The sequence below is a fragment of the Variovorax sp. GW821-FHT09D07 genome, from assembly GCF_059416345.1.
Window position 1 is genome coordinate 1 of the sequence record NZ_JBWKOY010000020.1, and the last position, 2017, is coordinate 2017.

Sequence of the window (2017 nt, forward strand, 5' to 3'; positions counted from 1 at the left end):
ATCTCCGTGCTGCTGGGCGACCAGGCCACCGCCGCCGACATCGCCCGCGTGCAGAAGGACTACGGCCTGGATAAACCCCTGCCCGTGCAGTTCGGCTACTGGCTGCGCGAAGTGCTGCAGGGCAACCTGGGCACCTCGATCTTTTTGCAGCGCCCGGTCACGCAGGCGCTGTGGGAGCGCGCCGAGCCCACCACCTTGCTCGCGCTGCTGGCCGTGGCCATCGCCGCGCTCATCGGCGTGCCCTGCGGCATCGTCTCGGCCGTGTTCCGCGGCCGCGTGGTCGACCAGTTCTTCACCGGCATCGCGATGCTGGGCGCCAGCATCCCCAGCTTCTGGCTGGGCATCGTGCTGATCCAGATCTTCGCGGTGTCCTTCGGCTGGTTCCCGGTCTCGGGCTACGGCGCGCCCGATGCGCCCTTTGCCGAGAGATTGCACGCACTGGTGCTGCCCGCCACCGTGCTGGGCCTGCTGAACTCCGCGCTCATCATCCGCTTCACGCGCGCCTCGATGCTCGACGTGCTCGGCGAAGACTACGTGCGCACTGCACGCTCCAAGGGCCTGAGCGAGAAGGTCGTCGTGCTCAAGCACGCGCTGCGCAACGCGCTGGTGCCCATCGTCACGGTGATCGGCCTCACGGTCGCACTCATGATCGGTGGCGCCGTCATCACCGAGACCGTGTTCGGCCTGCCCGGCGTGGGCAATTTGGTGGTCAACGCCGTGCTGCGGCGCGACTACCCCGTCATTCAAGGTGCGCTGCTCGTGATTGCCGCGATCTACGTGCTCATCAATTTCTCGATCGACCTGCTGTACGCGGTGGTCGATCCGCGCGTGAAGGTCTGAACGATGCGCATGCCTCGAATGCTCCGCCAGCTGATGCACCGCCGCATCGTGATGGTGTCCGCCCTGGTGCTGCTGGTGATTGCCGTGCTCGCTGTCGGTGCACCGCTGTTCGCCTCGGCCGACCCCAACGACACGGCCGTGTTGCAGCGCCTGAAGGCGCCCAGCGCCGAACACCTGCTGGGTACTGACGAACTCGGGCGCGACATGTATGCGCGCATCGTGCACGGCGCACGCTACTCGCTGGCCATCGCTGCGCTCACGGCGCTGGGTGCGGTCATCGCCGGCACCGTGCTGGGCCTCATGGCCGGGTTCTTCCGCCGCCTCGACGCGCCCTTGATGCGCGTGGTCGACGCCATGATGTCCTTCCCCGACATCCTGCTGGCCATCGCGCTGGTGGCCATCCTCGGGCCTTCTCTGATGAACACCGTGCTCGCGCTGGTGCTGGTCTACACACCCCGCGTGGCGCGGGTGGTGCGGGCCTCGACGCTGGTGGTGCGCGAACTGCTGTTCGTCGAAGCCGTGCGCGCCTTGGGCGTTCGCACCTCGCGCATCCTGTGGCGCCACATCCTGCCGAACCTGATGTCGCCGATCCTGGTGCAGGTGTCGTTCATCTTTGCCTACGCGATCCTGGCGGAAGCGGGCCTGTCGTTCCTCGGTGTCGGCGTGCCGCCCGAGATCCCCACCTGGGGCACCATGGTCGCGGGCAGCCAGCAGTACGCGCACCAGGCCTTCTGGGTCGTTCTGTTCCCGGGCCTGGCGATCATCTTCACGGCGCTGTCGCTGCAGCTGCTCGGTGATGGCGTGCGCGACCTGCTCGATCCGAAGCTGAAGAAGACCTCGTGATGAACACCGCGAACACCACCCCACGCCTCACGGTCACCAACCTGAGCACCAGCTTCCCCACTGAAGACGGATTGATCCGTTCGGTGGCCGACGTGAGCTTTGCCATTCAACCCGGCAAGACCACCGCGCTCGTGGGCGAATCCGGCTCGGGCAAGTCGGTCACCAGCCTCACGCTGATGCGCCTGCTGCCCAAGACCGCCAACGCGCAGGTCAGCGGATCGGCATCTTTCGTCACCCGCGAAGGCAAGACGCTCGACCTGCTGCAGATCGGCGAGCGCGAGATGCGCTCGCTGCGCGGCAACCAGCTGTCGATGATCTTCCAGGAGCCGATGAC

Annotated in this window: 3 protein-coding genes; all 3 read left to right on the plus strand. The window is 66.8% G+C overall.

What is annotated here, in order from left to right:
* On the plus strand, positions 1-840 hold an 840-nt coding region (locus AC07OX_RS31620), incomplete at its 5' end, for an ABC transporter permease (RefSeq protein ID WP_495263236.1).
* A 3-nt stretch (positions 841-843) separates the two neighbouring features.
* Positions 844-1683, plus strand: coding sequence for an ABC transporter permease (locus AC07OX_RS31625; protein ID WP_062482920.1), 840 nt, complete (start codon positions 844-846; stop codon positions 1681-1683).
* Positions 1683-2017, plus strand: a 335-nt coding sequence (locus AC07OX_RS31630) for an ATP-binding cassette domain-containing protein (protein WP_495263237.1), incomplete at its 3' end; no start/stop codon positions are given. The genes AC07OX_RS31625 and AC07OX_RS31630, both read left to right, overlap by 1 nt.

Coding starts and splice junctions, on each gene's coding strand:
- AC07OX_RS31625 (WP_062482920.1), top strand. CDS start 844: ATGCGCATGCCTCGAATGCTCCGCCAGCTGATGCACCGCCGCATCGTG.